The 19,374-nt window shown below is 44.1% G+C and carries 16 protein-coding genes; 14 read left to right on the top strand and 2 right to left on the bottom strand.

Going from position 1 to position 19,374, the window contains the following annotated elements:
• Nucleotides 1-56 precede the first annotated feature (56 nt).
• The 7 genes from pap (at nt 57) to BN3282_RS13120 (ending at nt 8,903) form a co-directional block, all read left to right on the top strand.
• A complete protein-coding gene (gene pap, locus BN3282_RS13150) occupies nt 57-1,619 on the top strand; it encodes a polyphosphate:AMP phosphotransferase (RefSeq protein ID WP_059069837.1) in 1,563 nt (520 codons plus the stop codon).
• Nucleotides 1,620-1,702: 83 nt separating this feature from the next.
• Nucleotides 1,703-2,704: a deoxyguanosinetriphosphate triphosphohydrolase gene (locus BN3282_RS13145; RefSeq protein WP_059069835.1), complete on the top strand. Its 1,002-nt coding sequence runs from the start codon at nt 1,703-1,705 to the stop codon at nt 2,702-2,704.
• 58 nt (nt 2,705-2,762) lie between these two features.
• Nucleotides 2,763-4,538, top strand: coding sequence for a DNA primase (gene dnaG, locus BN3282_RS13140; protein ID WP_059069833.1), 1,776 nt, complete (start codon nt 2,763-2,765; stop codon nt 4,536-4,538).
• Between the two features lie 54 nt (nt 4,539-4,592).
• The gene (gene rpoD / locus BN3282_RS13135; RefSeq protein WP_059069831.1) at nt 4,593-5,711 is read left to right on the top strand and encodes an RNA polymerase sigma factor RpoD; all 1,119 of its coding nucleotides are present in this window, start codon (nt 4,593-4,595) and stop codon (nt 5,709-5,711) included.
• Nucleotides 5,712-5,720: 9 nt separating this feature from the next.
• On the top strand, nt 5,721-6,425 hold the full coding sequence (locus BN3282_RS13130) for a tRNA (adenine(22)-N(1))-methyltransferase (RefSeq protein WP_059069829.1): 705 nt from the start codon (nt 5,721-5,723) through the stop codon (nt 6,423-6,425).
• Nucleotides 6,415-7,197 carry a Nif3-like dinuclear metal center hexameric protein gene (locus tag BN3282_RS13125; protein WP_059069827.1) on the top strand — a complete coding sequence of 261 codons (783 nt, stop codon included), beginning with the start codon at nt 6,415-6,417 and terminating at the stop codon, nt 7,195-7,197. Before BN3282_RS13130 ends, BN3282_RS13125 begins: the two co-directional genes overlap by 11 nt.
• A 35-nt stretch (nt 7,198-7,232) precedes the next feature.
• Nucleotides 7,233-8,903 carry a nucleoside kinase gene (locus tag BN3282_RS13120; RefSeq protein WP_059069825.1) on the top strand — a complete coding sequence of 557 codons (1,671 nt, stop codon included), beginning with the start codon at nt 7,233-7,235 and terminating at the stop codon, nt 8,901-8,903.
• A gap of 15 nt (nt 8,904-8,918) precedes the next feature.
• Here BN3282_RS13120 and BN3282_RS13115 read toward each other — a convergent pair whose 3' ends face one another.
• Complete coding sequence (locus tag BN3282_RS13115; protein ID WP_059070494.1) at nt 8,919-9,674, bottom strand: hypothetical protein; 756 nt, start codon at nt 9,672-9,674, stop codon at nt 8,919-8,921.
• A gap of 123 nt (nt 9,675-9,797) precedes the next feature.
• On the opposite strand from BN3282_RS13115, the gene BN3282_RS13110 reads away from it, so the two are divergent.
• The 4 genes from BN3282_RS13110 (at nt 9,798) to BN3282_RS13095 (ending at nt 14,906) form a co-directional block, all read left to right on the top strand.
• Nucleotides 9,798-11,639, top strand: coding sequence for an ABC-F family ATP-binding cassette domain-containing protein (locus BN3282_RS13110; protein WP_059069823.1), 1,842 nt, complete (start codon nt 9,798-9,800; stop codon nt 11,637-11,639).
• 132 nt (nt 11,640-11,771) lie between these two features.
• Nucleotides 11,772-12,272, top strand: coding sequence for an acetolactate synthase small subunit (ilvN, locus tag BN3282_RS13105; RefSeq protein ID WP_059069821.1), 501 nt, complete (start codon nt 11,772-11,774; stop codon nt 12,270-12,272).
• Between the two features lie 102 nt (nt 12,273-12,374).
• Entirely contained in the window at nt 12,375-13,394 is a 1,020-nt protein-coding gene (ilvC, locus tag BN3282_RS13100; RefSeq protein WP_059069819.1) for a ketol-acid reductoisomerase, read from the top strand.
• Between the two features lie 153 nt (nt 13,395-13,547).
• Nucleotides 13,548-14,906, top strand: coding sequence for an MATE family efflux transporter (locus BN3282_RS13095; RefSeq protein WP_059069817.1), 1,359 nt, complete (start codon nt 13,548-13,550; stop codon nt 14,904-14,906).
• A 40-nt stretch (nt 14,907-14,946) separates the two neighbouring features.
• Here BN3282_RS13095 and rpsT read toward each other — a convergent pair whose 3' ends face one another.
• Entirely contained in the window at nt 14,947-15,210 is a 264-nt protein-coding gene (gene rpsT, locus BN3282_RS13090; protein ID WP_059069815.1) for a 30S ribosomal protein S20, read from the bottom strand.
• Between the two features lie 221 nt (nt 15,211-15,431).
• Between rpsT and gpr the strand changes: the two genes are divergently transcribed.
• The 3 genes from gpr (at nt 15,432) to BN3282_RS13075 (ending at nt 19,276) form a co-directional block, all read left to right on the top strand.
• Complete coding sequence (gpr, locus tag BN3282_RS13085) at nt 15,432-16,430, top strand: GPR endopeptidase (protein WP_059069813.1); 999 nt, start codon at nt 15,432-15,434, stop codon at nt 16,428-16,430.
• A gap of 112 nt (nt 16,431-16,542) precedes the next feature.
• Nucleotides 16,543-17,724: a stage II sporulation protein P gene (gene spoIIP, locus BN3282_RS13080; protein ID WP_330382222.1), complete on the top strand. Its 1,182-nt coding sequence runs from the start codon at nt 16,543-16,545 to the stop codon at nt 17,722-17,724.
• Nucleotides 17,725-17,848: 124 nt separating this feature from the next.
• Complete coding sequence (locus BN3282_RS13075) at nt 17,849-19,276, top strand: ISLre2 family transposase (protein WP_162858255.1); 1,428 nt, start codon at nt 17,849-17,851, stop codon at nt 19,274-19,276.
• The last annotated feature ends 98 nt before the right edge of the window (nt 19,277-19,374 follow it).

Genomic DNA, 19,374 nt, shown 5'->3' with positions numbered 1-19,374 from the left:
TAATAAACTAAAAACCCGTCAATACTAACAGAAGAAGTGTCAATCGGAGGAAAACAATGTTAGAAAAAGTGGATTTAACAAAAAAGTTATCAAAAGAAGAGTATAAAGCAAAAATGCCTATGCTTGAAACAAAACTCTCTTATCTGCAGAGACAGTGTAAGGAAATGAACATACCTGTTATGATCGTATTTGAGGGATATGATGCGGCGGGAAAGGGACTGCAGATCGGGAAATTGATACGCGGCATGGATCCAAGGGGGTTTGAAGTGTATACGGTAAAAAAGGAGACGGAAGAAGAAGCTATGCATCCGTTTTTTTGGAGATTTTGGAGAAAAACACCACAAAGAGGCAGAATGGCGATTTTTGATGGAAGCTGGTACCGTAAAGTGCTCATAGACCGTTTCGAGAAGAGGACAAAGGAACGTGAACTGCCTTCTATATATTATTCTATTTGTTCCTTTGAAAAGCAGCTGACAGATGATGGCAACGTATTGATCAAGCTTCTCTTTGATATCGATAAAAAAGAGCAGAAGAGACGATTTAAGAAGCTGAAGAAAAAGAAAGAAACCGCATGGAGAGTAACGCAGGGGGATATAGAAAGGAACGTGCGGTACAGCGAATATGAGCGTATGATGGAAGAAATGCTGCAAAAGACAGATGTCGACTATGCCCCCTGGACGATCATCGAGGCGACGGACCGCAGATTTGCTGCAGTAAAAATGTATTCTACGGTTATTGCATTTTTGGAAGAGGAGATAAAAAAGAGAAAGAACGAACAGGTAAAGACACGGGCGACAGAAGTGCTGCGTGAACTAGAGTCGGAAAAAGAAGAAGCACAGGCGGTCGAAATCCAATCTCCCAAAACGGAAGGAAGCCAGATCAGTAAATTACAAGAATCGATACTGTCCAAAGCAGATCTTGCATGTACACTGACAAAAGAAGAATATAAAAAGAAGCTGAAGAAGTTACAGAAAAAGATAGAAATGCTGCATGGCGAACTGTACCGCAGAAGGATTCCGGTCGTGATCGGTTTTGAAGGATGGGATGCCGCAGGAAAAGGTGGGGCGATCAAGCGTCTGACGGAGAAGATGGATGCGCGGGGATATGTTGTGACGCCGATTGCCGCGCCCAATGATATTGAAAAAGCGCACCATTATCTCTGGAGATTCTGGAGAGCCATGCCAAAGGCGGGACATATTGCGATTTTTGACCGGACATGGTATGGTCGAGTGATGGTGGAACGTATTGAAGGATTCTGTACAAAGGAAGAGTGGCAGAGAGCGTATAAAGAAATGAATGATATGGAGAAAGATCTGGCGGATGCAGGGACGGTCATTTTGAAGTTCTGGATGCATATTGACAAGGAAGAACAAAAAAAGCGTTTTACTGCACGGCAGGAGACGCCTGAAAAGCGATGGAAGATTACGGAAGAAGATTGGAGAAACCGCGAAAAATGGGACAGTTACGAGGAGGCGGTCAATGAGATGCTCCTGCGCACTTCGACGGAATATGCCCCTTGGATCGTTGTGGAGGCGAACAGTAAATACTATGCAAGGATCAAAGTCCTGCAGACAGTAGCAGAAGCAATCGAAAAACGCTTGAAAGAAGAACGGAAATAGAGGAAATACAGAAAAAGTACAGAATATAATTATATAGAAGAACAATATGACGATGGTTTCAGAATGGATTCGAGGTAATGCCAATGACCATAAGAGAACAATTGGAGGAGCGGGAAGTTGCGTATTTAAGTCCTTATGCCACATTAAGCAGAAATTCCAAAGGCAGGGAGAGGGAAGAAGAACAGTGCGATATACGTCCTGTATTTCAAAGGGACAGAGACAGGATCCTGCACTGCAAAGCATTCCGTAGGCTGAAGCAGAAGACACAGGTATTTCTTCTTCCCAAAGGAGATCATTATCGGACGCGGCTGACGCATACGCTGGAGGTTTCGCAGAATGCCAGGACGATCGCCAAAGCATTGAAACTAAATGAAGATCTAGTGGAAGCCATTGCTCTGGGACATGACTTGGGGCATACGCCGTTTGGGCATGCAGGGGAAAGGGCGCTTAACCGGGTGTATCATTTTTCACATCACAGGCAGAGTCTCAGGGTTGTAGAATGTCTGGAAAAACAGGGAAAAGGACTGAATCTTACATGGGAAGTGCGGGATGGGATACTGAATCATCAGACTGCGGGACATCCGCATACGCTGGAAGGACAGGTCCTAAGGCTTTCGGATAAAATCGCTTATATCAATCATGATATGGATGATGCTATCCGTGGAGGGATACTTACAGAGAACGATATTCCTTATTCTATAAGAAAAGTATTAGGATATACGGGGAAAGAGCGTCTTAACACGATGGTGCATGATGTGATCACTCACAGCATGGATAAGCCGGAGATCTGTATGTCGGAAGAAGTAGAGGCTGCCATGACAAAACTGCGGAAATTTATGTTTGAGAATGTATATATGAATCCAAAAGCGAAGGGGGAGGAAGACAAGGCGGTACATATGATAGAGCAGCTGTATGAATATTATATCCGCCATCTGGATACGCTGCCGCGGCAATTTCTGGACGCACTGTCTTATACGGACAGCAGCAGAGAACAGATCGTGTGCGATTATATCGCAGGAATGACGGATCTATATGCTGTAAAAAAGTTTCAGGAATTTTTTGTGCCGGAAGCCTGGAAAAATTAAAGGAAAACGACGGCCTTTGTCGAATATAATAATATAAGGGCATTTTTAGGAGGAAACTATGTATTATTCAGAGGACCTGATAGAAGAAATCAGAATGAAAAACGACATTGTGGATGTCATATCCGGGTATGTCAGGCTTCAGAAGAAAGGGAGTTCCTATTTTGGTCTGTGTCCTTTTCATAACGAAAAGTCTCCCTCCTTTTCGGTCAGCCGGGGAAAGCAGATGTATTATTGTTTTGGGTGCGGAGCAGGAGGAAATGTATTCACATTTTTGATGGAATATGAGAACTTCTCTTTTGTGGAGGCGGTGAAATTCTTGGCGGATCGTGCAGGAGTGGAGCTGCCGGAGATGGAGTATTCCAAAGAGGCAAAAGAAAAAGCCGACTTAAAAGCTTCCATATTAGAAATCAATAAGGCGGCGGCAAAGTATTTTTATGCACAGCTGAAATCGAAAAATGGCATGCAGGCCTATACATATTTGAAGAATAGAGAGTTGTCTGATGAGATGATCACAGGATTTGGGCTTGGATATTCTAATAAATACAGTGACGATCTGTACAAATATCTGCGGAGCAGGGGATGGACAGAAGAACTGATACGAAAAGCAGGACTTATAAATACGGATGAACGTCACGGGGTGTATGATAAGTTTTGGAACCGAGTGATGTTTCCGATCATGGATGTAAACAACCGCGTTATAGGATTTGGCGGCCGTGTTATGGGGGAGGGGAAACCGAAATATTTAAATTCCCCAGAGACAGTTGTTTTTGACAAAAGCCGGAATCTGTATGGATTAAACCGTGCGCGTGTATCAAAGAGATCCTATTTTTTGTTGTGTGAGGGGTATATGGATGTGATCTCGCTCCACCAGGCCGGTTTCACGAATGCAGTCGCTTCACTGGGCACGGCTCTGACATCCGGACATGCCTCTTTGATCAAACGATATGTCCAGGAAGTGTATCTTACGTATGACAGTGATGACGCGGGAACGAGAGCTGCCTTGCGTGCAGTACCGATCTTAAAGGAAGCAGGGATCGCAGCAAGGGTGATACGGATGGATCCGTATAAAGATCCGGATGAATTCATTAAAAATCTGGGCGCCGAGGAATTTGAAAAACGGATCAAGGAGTCAAGAAATGGTTTCTTGTTCAGCCTGGAGATATTGGAGCGAGAGTTTGCCATGGACTCTCCGGAAGGCAAGACAGCATTTTTCCGAGAGGCGGCCAGGCGGCTTTTGACTTTTGAAGAAGAATTGGAACGCAATAACTATATAGAAGCGGTCGCAAAGAAATATAAGGTCAGCGAGGAAAGTCTGAAAAAGATGGTCAGCAAGGCTGCTGTGCAGGAGGGAATGGCAAAGCCTGTGGTAAGACATAAGCAGGCGGCAGGACAGGAAAAGCCAAAGGAAGATGCAATCCTGACTTCGCAGAAAGCGCTTCTTACATGGATGATTGATGAAAAGAAGCTGTTTTCCGTCATCCGCAGATACATAAGCCCGACAGATTTTACAGAAAAACTCTACCAGACAGTTGCGGAATTCCTGTATGATCAGTATGATAAAGGAGAATTAAACCCGGCTAAAATATTGAATCATTTTACAGCGGAGGAAGAACACAGAGAGGCGGCCTCTCTGTTTCATACCAGGATCAAGAAGCTGACGACGAAGGAAGAACAGGAACAGGCGCTCAAAGAAACGATACTGAGGGTAAAGTCGCATAGTATCGATGAACAGACGCTGCAGCTGGAACCGACAGACATGGCCGGCTTACAGCATCTGATGGAAGAAAAGAGGCGGCTGGAGGATTTGAAGAAACTGCATATTTCTATTGATTAAGGATAAAATAAAACAAGACAGCCTGCGCTTTTGCAGGTGGGGAAGGATGGACACATGGAAGAAAACATACAGAAATTTGAAGAAAGATTAAAGGAACTTGTTGCACAGGGAAAGAAGAAAAAAAGTATACTGGAGCTGCAGGAGATCAATGATTTCTTCAATGATATGGAACTGAATGCAGAACATATGGAGAAAGTATATGATTACCTGGAAGCGAATAATATTGATGTCCTGCGTATCAATTCTGATGTAGACGATGATGTGGATGTAGACATCGACGTGATCATTTCAGATGACGATGAGGTGGATATGGAAAATATCGATCTGTCCGTGCCGGAAGGAGTCAGCATTGAGGATCCTGTGCGTATGTATCTGAAAGAGATCGGAAAGGTCCCACTTCTAAGCGCAGAGCGTGAGATCGAACTGGCAAAACGGATGGAGGAAGGCGACGAAGATGCGAAAAAAGAACTGGCAGAGGCAAACTTGCGTCTGGTGGTCAGCATCGCAAAGCGCTATGTGGGCAGGGGTATGCTTTTCCTTGATCTGATCCAGGAGGGGAATTTGGGCTTGATAAAAGCCGTGGAAAAATTTGACTATCACAAAGGGTATAAGTTCAGCACATATGCGACATGGTGGATACGGCAGGCAATTACGAGAGCAATCGCGGATCAGGCAAGGACGATCCGTATTCCCGTGCATATGGTCGAGACGATCAATAAGCTGATCCGGGTATCTCGTCAGCTTTTACAGGAACTGGGCAGAGAACCGCTGCCGGAGGAGATTGCCAAGGAATTGGACATGCCGGTGGAGAGGGTCAGAGAAATACTGAAGATCTCCCAGGAACCGGTTTCTCTGGAGACACCGATCGGCGAGGAGGAAGACAGTCACCTGGGCGATTTTATACAGGACGACAATGTCCCTGTTCCAGCAGAGGCGGCGGCACAGACATTGCTCAAAGAGCAGTTGGACGAGGTGCTGGATACGCTGACAGAGAGAGAACAGAAAGTACTGCGCCTGCGTTTTGGTATGAATGACGGCCGCGCAAGAACTTTAGAGGAAGTAGGACGTGAGTTCGACGTTACAAGAGAACGTATTCGTCAGATTGAAGCGAAAGCTTTAAGAAAACTCCGTCATCCAAGCCGCAGCAGAAAACTGAGAGATTATCTGGATTAAGGGGCAGTCATGGAACTATCAAGAAGATTACAGGCAGTTGCCTCCTTGGTGACTGCCGGATATAAATTGGCGGATATAGGTACAGATCATGCCTATATCCCAATCTATTTAACGGAAAATGGGATCATTCCTTCTGCGGTAGCGATGGATGTCAGACCGGGACCTTTAAAAAGAGCAAAAGACCATGTGCAGGAGCACGCCTTGGAAGATAAAATAGAACTGCGTCTTTCTGACGGACTGGATAAACTGCGGCCGGGCGAAGCGCAGTGTGCAGTGATCGCGGGAATGGGCGGGGGGTTGATGATACATATTTTAGAACAGGCAGGCAATAGCCTGGCTTATTTAAAGGAGTGCATTCTTCAGCCGCAGTCGGAGACCGCAAAAGTGAGAGCCTTTCTGCTACAGGAGGGTTTTTTGTTTATAGAGGAGAAGATGGTGCAGGAGGAAGGAAAATACTATCCTATGATGAAAGTAGTACCGGGGAAAAAAGAGCAGGAACAGAATTGGAGTGAGACAGAACTTCAGTATGGAAGGCTTCTTTTGGAAAAGAAAGATCCGGTGCTGTATGAGTATCTGAAAAGGGAAGGCAATCTAAAGAAGCAGATACTAAAGCATCTGCAAAATGGAGGAACAAAGAGGATAGAAGATAGAAAAGAACAGTTGAGACAGGAACTTCTATGCATAGAGAAAGGAATGAAGTATTATGCTGTGTAAGGAAATCATGAAAGTGATAGAGGCTTCCTATCCGCCGGAAGCCGCCCTTAGTTTTGACAATGTGGGACTTCTGGCAGGGAGAAGTGAAAAAGAAGTGAAGAAAGTATATATCGCCCTGGATGCGACAGAATCTGTGATCGAGCAGGCTAAGAAAGCTGGGGCAGATATGCTGATCACGCATCACCCTCTTATTTTTTCTCCTTTGAAATGCGTGACAGACAGAGATTTTATAAGTAGAAGGGTCGTTGCGTTAATCCAGTCTGACATCGCATACTATGCTATGCATACAAATTATGATGTCCTTGGAATGGCAGCTTTAACGGAAAGGATCCTGCAGTTGAAAAATACCGAAGTACTGGATGTTACAATGGAGAAAGATGGGCGCGAAGAGGGAATTGGAAGAGTAGGTACCCTGCCGCGAAAAATGTCTTTGGAAGAATGTGGCGTCTATGTGAAACATACATTAAAACTAGGAACGGTAAAAATATTTGGGAATATGGAGCAAAGTGTTTCACGGCTTGCCATATCACCGGGAAGTGGGAAAAGCGCTGTTTCAGCGGCGATTCGGAAAAAAGCAGATGTTCTTGTGACTGGAGATATAGGACATCATGATGGGCTGGATGCGGTAGAACAGGGACTTTCTATCATTGACGCGGGACACTATGGGACAGAATATGTCTTTATAGAAGACATGAAACACTTCCTGGAGAAAAAGCTTCCTGGTCTGGAGGTGACGGCAGCTCCGGTCGTTCATCCGTTTCAGGTTGTATAGGGACTCCTGACCACAGCTGAATAAAAGGAGGAAAAATGGAGAAAAAATATTGTAAAGTAAAGATCGAAAATGAGACAAGAATCTATGAAGCAGGCACTACGTACAAAAAAATAGCAGAAGAATTGCAGGAAAAATATGCGCACCAGATTGTCTTAGTCTATGTAAATGAATTCCGCCTTCAAGAACTGTCAAAGACAGTGGAACAGGACTGTGAGATTACTTTTCTTACAACGGCAGATCAGATCGGGCATGCTGCATATAAGAGAAGCATGTGTTTTCTTCTGGTAAAAGCGGTGCATGATGTAGGAGGACATGATACAGTAGAACGTGTGCGTATCCATTTTTCCCTCAGCAAGGGGTATTACTGTACGGTGGAAGGAGATGTTGTACTTGACCAGGAATTTCTTGAGAAAGTAGAGCATAGGATGCGGGAACTTTCCAGAGAGAAGATGCCGATCAAGAAACGTTCTGTCCATACATCGGAAGCAGTGGAGCTGTTTCGGCGGCATGGGATGTATGATAAGGAAAGACTGTTTGAATACAGGCGCGTGTCAAAGGTTAATATTTATAGTATGAATGAATTTGAGGATTATTATTATGGATACATGGTTCCGGACGCCGGCTGTCTGCAGTATTTTTCTCTGCATCTTTATGACAAGGGCTTTGTGATACAGATGCCCGTGAAAGAAAGGCCGGAAGAGGTGCCGCCGTTTGCTCCGAGCCCGAAGCTCTTTGAAGTGCTTAAAACGTCCGTTGAGTGGGGAGACAGTCAGGAGATAGATACAGTAGGGGCACTCAATGACATGGTCACAAAATGTGATATGCGGGAAGTGGTGCTTGTGCAGGAGGCCTATCAAGAGAGGCGTATTGGTGCGATAGCCGAGCAGATCGCCAAAAGAAAGAATGTAAAATTCGTGTTGATCGCAGGTCCTTCTTCCTCAGGAAAGACTACGTTTTCCCATCGTTTATCCATACAGCTTAGAGTAAACGGCATGAAGCCGCACCCGATCGCTGTGGATAATTATTTTGTGAATCGTGAGGATACGCCAAAAGACGAAAATGGGAAGTATAATTTTGAGTGTATTGAAGCAATTGATGTAAGGAAATTTAATGAAGATATGGAGGCACTCCTGGCGGGAAAAGAAGTGTATCTGCCGATCTTTAATTTTAAGAAAGGGGTGCGGACTTATGATACGACACCCAAAAAGCTTGGAGAAAATGATATTCTTGTGATAGAAGGGATCCATTGTTTGAATCCAAAGCTGACAGAAGCACTTTCTGATGAAAACAAATTTAAAATCTATATCAGTGCGTTGACCCAGTTAAATATTGACGAGCATAACCGGATACCATCTACAGACGGACGGCTTATACGCAGGCTCGTGCGGGATGCAAGAACAAGAGGAACATCTGCGAAAAATACGATCGCTATGTGGCAGTCGGTGAGGAGAGGAGAAGAAGAAAATATCTTCCCGTTCCAGGAGGAAGCAGATGTTATGTTCAATTCTTCACTTTTATATGAACTTGCTGTACTGAAACAATATGTGGAACCGCTGCTGTTCGGCGTAGAAAAAAAATCGCCGGAATATGCAGAGGCAAAGCGTCTTTTGAAGTTTTTTGATTATTTTGTGGGAATCGGAAGTGAATACGTGCCGACAAATTCACTGCTGAGAGAATTTATCGGCGGCGGATGTTTTCGTGTATGATCTATATATTTGTGCTCAGCGCCGATGTTTCCGTATAAGGCAGGAAATTACGCCTGCCGTGCACAGGCCGAAGAGGACATTGTACAGAGAACCATAGACATCCAGAGCGCCTTTTAGACCGTATAGGACTTCCAAAGAATCCGGGATAAAACGGTTTAGGAGAAATGCCAGATAGGAGGAGACAAACACGGCGATGAAGGAAAACATCCCTCTGCCGGTATCCTCCTTCCAGGAAGAGAAACCATCGCGCACTTTTGTTCTAGTCATTGCCCAGAAAAGGGAAATAAGTTCAAAGAGCAGGAAAAGGGCAGCTACACTGAAGTATGCTGCCAATACGGGGGTAACCTGCATTGTCCTGCATGCTTCTATGATATCTCCATATAGCGCGCTTCCGCGCCAGAAATTATAAGTTACATAAAATGTAGTTGCCAGGATGAGAAGGAGGGAAAGACGCCGGATCACGGTACTGGAAAATCTGGACAGCGCTTTTCCGCCTTTTCGTATTGGCGCGGCTAAAGGAACAGAACTTTTCCGGCGTTTTTTCCTTTTTTTATATTCCTTTTCATTGGGGAGGTCGTAACAGGTATCGTCATAATTTCTATATCCTGCTCTGTGTTTGTAGTCGTCTTCATCTTCATAGTCTACATCTTCAAAGTATTTCCGTTTTGGAACATCTGTGTGCTGTATGTCAGTGAAGACAGATGGATCATCTTCATATGTGACTTCAAAATCATCATCAAATATAGTAGAGTGCTTTTTGGTTGTACGCATAACAATCCTCGCTTTCATAAAGATAACTCTATATATGGTATAACTTTTTTTGGCAGGACTCAAGCATCGGAAGAAAAATTAAGAAAAATCTTAGATTTTCACTATGGTACGAAAGGAAAATATATGAATATTTTAAATATAGAACATATCAGTAAAGAATTTGGAGAAAAAAGTATTTTTGCTGATGTCTCCTGTGGGATCCAGGAGGGGGACAAGATCGGCATCATTGGGATTAATGGGACGGGAAAAACCACTTTATTAAAAATTATTGCTGGACTGGAAGCGGCAGATGCAGGGCAAGTGATTATAAAAAATGGTATACGTCTTGCTTATCTCCCGCAGGATCCGCTTTTTACAAAAGAGGAGACAGTGCTGTCCTATGTAATGAGAGGGAAAATGCAAAAGGAGGACTGGGAGACAGATAACGAGGCAAAAACGATTCTAAACAGGCTGGGATTGTTTGACCATGAGGCGAATGTACAATACCTTTCCGGCGGACAGAAAAAGCGTGCGGCTCTAGCCAGGACACTGCTTGAACCGGCGCAGATCCTAATCTTAGATGAGCCGACGAATCATTTGGATAATGAAATGGCAGCCTGGCTGGAAGCATTTTTGAATCGGTTTAAAGGATGTGTCATCATGGTTACCCATGACCGCTATTTCCTGGACAGAGTAACGAACCGGATTTGGGAGATCGATCATGGGAAAATTTATGAGTATGAGGCGAACTATACAAAGTTTTTGGAAATGAAAGCAGCAAGAGAGGAAATGGAACTCGCCTCTCTGCGAAAGAGAAACAGTGTGTTAAGAGCAGAGCTAGAATGGGCAAAGCGAGGGTGCCGTGCCAGAAGTACAAAGCAAAAGGCAAGACTGCTCCGTCTGGAAGAACTGAAAAATCAGGCGGCGCCTATACAAGATATGACGGTAGAACTGGAATCTGTAGAAAGCAGAATGGGGAAAAAGACGATAGAAGTATCTCATATATGTAAAATGTATGGGGAAAAAACAATTCTTGCAGATTTTAGTTATATCGTACTGAAGAATCAAAGACTTGGGATCATAGGAGAGAATGGATGCGGTAAATCTACGTTGATGAAGATCCTGGCAGGGGAATTAAGACCGGATAGTGGGCATGTGGAAATCGGCGAGACGATCAGGATAGGGCATTTTGCACAGGAGACGCCCCAGATGGACACGGAGCAAAGAGTGATTGACTACATTCGTGAGGTGGGGGAGTATCTTCCGACGAAAGAGGGAAGGATATCGGCTTCCCAGATGCTGGAACGATTTCTGTTCAATGCTTCTATGCAGTATACGCCGGTTTCAAAGCTGTCAGGAGGAGAAAAAAGAAGGCTCTATCTTTTGAGAGTACTGATGGGAGCCCCGAATGTTCTTTTGTTAGATGAACCGACCAATGACTTGGATATTCCTACACTTCACATATTAGAAGATTATTTGGAATCTTTTGCAGGGATCGTGATTGCTGTTTCCCATGACCGGTATTTTCTGGATACGATCGCAGATCGTATATTTGCTTTTGAGGGTGAGGGCAGATTTGTACAATATGAGGGCGGATATACGGATTATATGGAGAAAAAAAGAAAAAAGACGGAAAATACAGAAACGAGGAAAACAGCTGCAAAAGTGAAAAATCAGGCATATACGGACGAGAAAGAAGAAATGGGGAAAAAGCGTTCATGGAAGCAAGACCATCAGACAAATCTAAAATTTTCGTATAAAGAACAAAGGGAATATGAGAGAATCGACGAGGAAATCGCACAATTGGAAGAAAAACTAGAAAAAGCAGAACAAGAAATAGAGAAAAACGCGACGAATTCCGTGCGTTTGTCTGAACTTATGCAGGAGAAAGAAAAGACGGAGAAAGAACTGGAGGAAAAGACGGAACGCTGGGTATATTTAAATGATCTGGCAGAACAGATTGAGCGGCAGCAGCAGGAAAAATAAGGAATAAGTAACATCAAGAATTAATGAACGGATTCTCTTGACAAAAGCAGACATAGTTGCTAATATTATAGAAAACAGAACGCACTCTGTTTTTTCTGCAAGGTCAATGAAACCGGGAAAGTGAGGAAATACATGAGAAAACAGGTCTATTCATTGTTGGTCGACAATAATCCGGGAGTACTCAGCCGGATCGCAGGTTTATTCAGCAGAAGAGGATACAGCATAGACAGTATCACCGCAGGTATGACGGCAGATCCAAGATTTACAAGGATCACAGTTGTTGCTTCCGGAGATGAACTGATCCTTTCACAGATTGAAAAGCAGGTCAGAAAACTGGAAGATGTGATTGAGATCAAAGTTTTAAAAGATGAAGAATCTGTCTATCGGGAACTGATCATGGTAAAATTGCGCGCGAATGCCGCACAGAGAGGAGAGATCATCTCTGTGGCAGATATTTTCCGTGCGAAGATCGTAGATGTGGAAGAAGAATCTTTGATGATCGAATTAACGGGGAATCAGTCTAAGTTGGAAGCATTCTTAAATCTGCTCAAAGACTATGAGATATTAGAACTGGCACGGACAGGGATCACAGGACTCGCCAGGGGAAGCAAGGATATTACATATATTGACTAAAACAGGTGCATAAAAGAAAGCTAAGGGCAGGAGCCTTTAACTATAAATTTTCAGAAAACACAGCATAGCCATGCTGGAATGTAAATTTAGGAGGAATGAAAAATGGCAGCTAAAATTTATTATCAGGAAGACTGTAATCTTTCTCTGTTAGAAGGGAAAACTATCGCGATCATTGGTTACGGCAGCCAGGGACACGCACATGCGCTGAACTTAAAAGAATCCGGATGTAATGTGATCATCGGACTTTATGAAGGAAGCCGTTCTTGGAAAAGAGCAGAAGAACAGGGATTTGAAGTATTTACCGCAGCAGAAGCTGCAAAGAAGGCAGATATTATCATGATTCTGATCAATGATGAGAAACAGGCTGCGCTTTATAAGAAGGATATTGAGCCGAATCTGGAAGAAGGCAATATGCTGATGTTTGCGCATGGTTTTAACATCCATTTTGGGCAGATCGTACCGCCGGCAAATGTAGATGTGACTATGATCGCGCCAAAGGCTCCGGGACACACTGTAAGAAGCGAATATCAGGCAGGAAAAGGAACGCCTTGTCTGGTAGCAGTGCATCAGGATGCCACAGGAAAAGCACTTGATAAAGCGCTTGCGTATGGGCTTGCGATCGGTGGCGCAAGAGCAGGTATCCTGGAGACAACATTTAGAACAGAGACAGAGACAGATCTCTTTGGCGAGCAGGCTGTATTGTGCGGCGGTGTATGTGCGCTGATGCAGGCGGGATTTGAGACACTGACTGAGGCGGGATATGACCCAAGAAACGCTTATTTTGAATGTATCCATGAGATGAAGCTGATCGTAGATTTGATTTATCAGTCTGGTTTTGCAGGTATGAGATATTCTATCTCCAATACGGCAGAATATGGTGATTATATTACAGGTCCAAAGATCATCACAGAAGAGACGAAGAAAGCGATGAAACAGATTTTAAAGGATATTCAGGATGGTTCCTTTGCAAAAGAATTTTTGCTGGATATGTCAGAAGCAGGAGGACAGGCACACTTCAGAGCAATGAGAAAACTTGCTTCCGAGCATCCGGCAGAGAAGGTTGGGGAAGAGATTAGAAAGCTCTATAGCTGGAGTGACGAGGACAAACTGATCAATAACTAATTTTGCGGCAGGATCCGTGAGCAGGAACTAAGAAATCAGCCGGAAGCGGCAAGTAAAAAAAGTACGCATATCAAACTCGTGTTTGATATGTGTACTTTTTTTGGCGACGGGTATATAATAGAGTTTGAGTCACACAGGAAGGGGAGAGGATGAGTGGAAAGCAGAAATGATTTCAGTAAAGGGAGCATTGCCAGAAATATCTTAAGTCTGGCCCTGCCTATGACATTAGCACAGTTGATCAATGTACTTTACAGTATCGTGGACCGTATTTATATAGGGCATATTCCGCACACTTCTGCGGAAGCACTGACAGGGATCGGACTGGCGCTTCCTATTATTACGATCATCACAGCATTTGCCAATCTGTTCGGGATGGGCGGTGCACCGTTGTGTTCGATCGCCAGAGGCGGGCATGAAGAAAGAAAAGCACAGTGTATCATGGGCAACTCTTTTTCTATGCTGCTTGTGTGCGGCGGTATTTTGATGGTATCCGGTCTATTGTTCAAAAGACCGCTTTTGTATCTGTTCGGTGCCAGTGATGCTACGTTTCCCTATGCAGATGCATATCTGACGATTTATTTGCTGGGGACGATCTTTGTCATGATCAGTTTGGGGATGAACAATTTTATCAATTCCCAGGGATTTGGAAAGACGGGGATGTTTACTGTCTTGCTGGGAGCTGTGTTCAACATTATTTTAGATCCGGTTTTGATCTTCGGCTTTCATATGGGAGTCAGAGGCGCCGCAGTGGCCACCGTTATTTCTCAGGGAGCATCGGCATTGTGGGTGCTTAAATTCCTGACAGGAAAAAAAGCGATTCTAAAACTGAGCAGGGACGCTATGCGTATAGATGTAAAGTTGGTGAAGGAAATCGTGCTGCTCGGGGCAGCAGGATTTATCATGTATATTACGAACGGAACTGTGCAGATCGTCTGTAATGCGATGCTTTCCAGATATGGAGGAGACGTATATGTGGGAATCATGACAGTCATCAATTCAGTGAGGGAGATCATCACAATGCCAGTGACAGGACTGACATCCGGTGCACAGCCGGTGATCGGCTATAATTATGGGGCAGAATGTTATACACGTGTAAAATCTGCGATCAAATTTATGGCAGGAAGCTGTATGGTATTTACGGTACTGATGTGGGCAGTTTTATTTTTTGAGCCACGTTTTTTCCTGCATCTGTTTACAAATGAACCAGAGCTGATACAAAAAGGAATCCCTGCAATGCGGCTGTATTTTTGCGGGATTTTTATGATGGCACTTCAATTTTCCGGGCAGTCTACATACCAAGCACTGAATCTGCCTAAACCTGCGATCTTCTTTTCTTTATTCCGCAAGATCATCATTGTAGTTCCTCTGACGCTTTTGCTTCCGATGGTGGCAGGGCTGGGAACAGACGGGGTGTTTTTGGCAGAACCCATATCGAATGCCATCGGTGGTACAGCGTCTTTTGTTACGATGCTCATCACTGTCTGGCCTACATTAAAAAAGACATCCGCCTGACGGCAGCGGATGTCTTTTTGTTTTCTCTATATCAGATCAATTAAGCAATCGTATTTACAGCTTTTGATAAGCGAGAAATCTTTCTGGAAACAGTTCTTTTGTGGTAAACACCTTTGCTTCCAGCTTTTGAGATCTCAACGATAGCCGCATGTAAAGCAGTCTTTGCAGCCTCTGCATCTTTTGCAGCGATCGCAGCTTCTACCTTTTTCACAGCAGTTTTTACCTTTGATTTGATTGCTTTGTTTCTTGCAGCTTTTGTCTCGTTCACTAAAATTCTTTTCTTAGCAGATTTAATGTTAGCCAATCTGTACACCTCCAAATATGCGAAATTTCAAATGTAATTTATCATTTCACTGGATTCGGACACGGACGTTCCAATGAAACATACCCATTTATTTTATGCCAAGTATGGAGGCTTGTCAATACATATTTATGAAAAATACGGTAAAACTAAACAACATCGGGCGAAGTTTGCCGGCATGAGAGGGCATGAGCTGCGAAACAAGAATAAAGTGAGGATGGAGTATGTTGGATAAGTATAGTATTCGTACAGACCTTGCGCTGGAAGAAAAGGAGCGGTTTGAATCGGATCATGTAGAAGTACAGGGTGTCGTACTGGAGGAACATTATGATGAGGAAAAAGAAATTCGTGTAACGAGAGTGCGGATAGAGACGGAAAAAGGAGCTAAAGCAATGGGGAAACCAGTGGGCACCTACTTGACTTTAGAGGCGCCTAATCTGTCTGTGCCGGATGAGGATTATCACAGGGAGATAGCAGAAGAACTGGCAAAATATGTGCAGGAATTGATCCGGGGAAATACGATCGAGAAAGAAGATGTATCTATACTGGTAGTCGGGCTTGGGAATCGACAGGTGACGCCGGATGCGCTGGGACCCAATGTGGTCGATCATCTGACAGTGACAAGACATATTGTAAAAGAATATGGAAAGTATGCGATGGGGATGGAAAATGCCAATATGATTAGTGCGATCGTGCCGGGTGTGATGGGACAGACGGGTATGGAAACTGTCGAGATCATACGAGGTGTGATTAAAGAGACAAAGCCGGATCTGGTGATTGCAGTGGACGCATTAGCCGCGCGAAACAGCAAAAGGCTGCACCGGACGATCCAGATCGCAGATACAGGGATACATCCGGGAACAGGTGTGGGAAATAACAGGAGTGGACTGAATAAAGAATCTCTGGGAGTCCCGGTGATCGGTATCGGAGTCCCAACCGTGGTAGACGCGGCGACGATCGTAAACGATACGATGGAGAATTTCATAGCAGCTCTGGAAACTTCCGACACGCTGAAAAAAGCGGGAGAAGTTTTGCGTTCTTATACTGCAGGAGAAAAATATGAATTGGTAAAAGAACTGATCGCGCCACATTTAAACGGAATGTTTGTCACGCCAAAGGATGTAGATGAAATGGTAGATCAGATCAGTTATACGATCTCGGAAGCACTGAACGTATTATTTATGAGAAAAGGCATAATAGGGGAACCTAAGCATACAATGTAAGAAAGAGTCCGGAAGAAAATAGCCGGTGCATCTTAAAGAAAAAAGAAAAGTGTGCGCTCAAAGGCATCTTTTGAAAAGAGGGAGAAGCACACTTTTTGCAGAGGTGGACAGATTGAATAACGGAAAGCAAAAACAGTTAAAAGGACTGCTTTTTATTCTGTGTTTCGCAGGCGTCTGGGCTGCAGGAGCCGTTGGAAAAACAGCGGCCAGAGATTTTGGCTATGAACTGCAGGGAGATCTGCTGTATAAAGCGGAAGAAATGTATATGCCGGGCCTTGCCTATCTGCATAAAAAACCAGAACAGGGCATGGGGGCATGGATTACAAAGAAAGTGTATGCATGGCTGCCGGTGGTACAATATGTGGAAGAGAAAAAGACATATGAAGCGCCTATGGAAGATGAAGAGACAATCGCAAAAATATTAGAAAGCCAGGCAAACGACGAGAATGCGGTAGACGAAAACGGGAAATTGATCGGAGAGGAAGATGCAGCACAATCACAGGAAACACAGCCGGTATCTTCTTCTGTAGATATGTCGATAGAAAAGCTGCGGGATTTTGATTATCTGCTGAGCAATTTTTATACGGTAGACAGTTCCACTATGATAGGACCGGATCAGCTCAATGCAGACGATCTGCTTGGACGAAGCATGAAGATCGATACTACTGCAGACGGTCCGAAAGTACTGATCTTTCATACCCATTCCCAAGAAGAATTTGTGGATTCTACGCCGGGTGATCCCAGCACCAGCATTGTAGGTGTCGGAGAGTATCTGACAAAGCTTTTAAATGAGAAAGGGATCGAGACAATCCATGATACCGGGGTCTATGATATTATCAATGGACAGCTTGACAGGAGCAATGCCTATGAGAATGCGGAAGCGTCTATCCGCCCGATCCTGGAGGCGAATCCTACGATAGAAGTGGTCATCGACCTGCATCGGGACGGAGTAGGCGACGACACACATTTGGTGACGGAAGTAAACGGGAAGCAGACGGCAAAGATCATGTTCTTTAACGGATTGAGTAGAACGCGTACAAATGGGGATATAGCATATCTTTATAATCCATATATACAGGATAACCTTGCCTTTTCATTACAGATGCAGCTTGCCTGTGAAAGTACATATCCAGGTTTTGCAAGGCACATTTACCTGCGAGGCTATCGCTATAATCTGCATCTGGTGCCGAAATCTCTTCTGATTGAAGCCGGAGCGCAGACGAATACAGTAGAAGAGATGATGAATGCAATGGAAGTGTTGGCAGATACATTACAGCAGGTTCTTACACAATAAAGGAGCGGTCTTAGAGTATAATTATCATTGGCAAAAATAAAGGGAAGAGATCGAAACCTCTTCCCAATCATACAGATTTATCTTATTGTTTAATTGACGAGAAAAAACATAAGGAGTCTGTATGATGAATTCAATGATAAAGGAAAACGGCGTAACATTCAAGCAGTTAGAGAAAAATATTTATGCGTGGGTCTGCCAGATCGGCAGGGAGTTCCCAAAAGAGTTCCTGGAACGGTATGACCGGATGCTGATGGAGGACAGAGACAAAAAGAAGTACCGGAATAAAGGGGGCAGACAGACAACTGTGAAGACCGTATATGGTGAGGTGACCTATCAGAGAAATGTTTATGAAGTGACAGAGGAGGACGGAAGAAAGCGTTTTGTATATCTGCTGAACGAAACACTGGATCTGGATCACGTGGGTTTGCTCTCAACGAATATGGCGGAACTGTTGGTAAACGGGATCACAGAACTATCTTACAGAGAATGTGCCCGTCAGGTCAGTGAGATGACTGGACAGACGATCAGTGCGATGGGAGTATGGAACGTCATTCAGGCGTTAGGGGAAAAAGTCTGTGAGGATGAAGCGGAGCTGACAGAAGAATATAAGAAAGGGCATGTGAAAGGAAAAAGAGAGGTTCCCGTCCTGTTTGAAGAAGCGGATGGAGTTTATATCAGGCTGCAGGGAAAAGACCGGAAAGAGGAAAAACAGGATAAATCAGAGATTAAGATCGGGATTGCTTATGAAGGATGGCGAAAAACCGGTTCGGATCGTTATGCGCTGGAAAATAAAGTAGTCGTTGCCGGATTTTCCAAAGCAAAGGAGTTTCAGGAATATCGGGAAGCAGCAATCGCGCAGGAGTTTAACCTGGATGAAGTGGATCAAAGAATCTTAAACGCAGACGGAGCATCCTGGATCAAGAAAGTGAAAGATAAAAGCACCTGTTTTCAGTTAGACCCGTTCCACCGGAATAAGGCTGCGAAAGAGAAAATCCATGAACAGGCTGCGAGGGATGCTGTTTTAGAGCTGATAAAAGCTGAAGAGATTGAAGAAGTATTCCGGTATCTGGAAATCTATCGAAACAGCTTAAGTGATGAGGCAGAGATTGAAGATGTAGAAGACCTGATTCGTTATTATGAAAACAACCGGGAAGGACTCGTGCCTTACCAGTCTCAAAATCTCAATCTTCCAGAGCCACCGGAAGGGTTGGCATATCGGAATATGGGAACGATGGAAAACCATGTATGGAGCGTGATCGCAAAGCGAATGAAGCATGGACATAGGAGTTGGAGCAAACAGGGAGGAAATCATCTGGCGAAGATCCTGGCAAAAAAGTGCAGTGGAAAGCTGTATGAAGTGACCGAACGTCTGCGTCGGCCGGTATTTGAAGAAGAAAAAGTAGAAGAATTGTATGGAGAGATTCTGATGTCAGCGAAAGCGCCAAGGAAAGACGGAAAAGGATATGAATATCCGGTGATTGGACATATGGTTGGATTAAATGGAAAGATACAGGGGGAGAGAAAACGACTGTTGTACATGGCTGGATATTAGACTGGGACAAAACATGCTATTTCAACAAAAAGATAAATCAAAAAGAAAGTTGCCAACGATTACTTGACAGTAACAGGAGCGGTTGAAAAGGAAAAATT

The sequence above is a fragment of the Mediterraneibacter massiliensis genome, from assembly GCF_001487105.1.
In the GTDB taxonomy this organism is placed as follows: Bacteria; Bacillota; Clostridia; order Lachnospirales; family Lachnospiraceae; genus Mediterraneibacter; species Mediterraneibacter massiliensis.
Note: the sequence above shows the minus strand (reverse complement) of the source record. Positions and strands in the feature narration are given on the sequence as shown.